Annotated in this window: 1 protein-coding gene; it reads right to left on the minus strand. The window is 55.0% G+C overall.

The window, feature by feature from the left end; all coding sequences use genetic code 11:
* Positions 1 to 10: 10 nt before the first annotated feature.
* The coding region (locus AB4Y42_RS44300) for a DUF417 family protein (RefSeq protein WP_368697904.1) at positions 11 to 420 on the minus strand (410 nt) is incomplete at its 5' end.

A 420-nucleotide genomic window follows, 5' to 3' on the forward strand; every position in this document is an offset into this window, starting at 1 on the left:
TTCCATCAACTCACCGCCGTGCGTCGCCGTGCGAAGTCCGGAGCGACCCCAGCAAGAGCGTCAACGATGCAGCCAGCAGGACGAGGTCTTTAAGCAGGAACTGGCCGGGCAACGCCGAAATCGCAGGGAAGCCACCTGCAGTCGCTTCGGCGACGCCAGGGGTGCTCAACATGAAGGTAAGCGTAATCAGATAGGTAGCGGCCGACATCGCAGCGCCCAACGCAGAGAAAAAGGGCTGAATCGATCCGATAATTAGAGCGACCGCCGTCGACAGCTCTAGCAAACCAATCACTTCACTTGCCCCTTGAACACCGAACGCAGAATTCAACCAGCCCATGATAGGACTATTCACGATAAACGGCGATATTCCAGTCGCTTCATAGTGGGTGAATTTCATTGCTCCGAACCACAGAAAGATTA

The sequence above is a fragment of the Paraburkholderia sp. EG286B genome (assembly GCF_040965655.1).
Classification (GTDB): Bacteria; Pseudomonadota; Gammaproteobacteria; order Burkholderiales; family Burkholderiaceae; genus Paraburkholderia.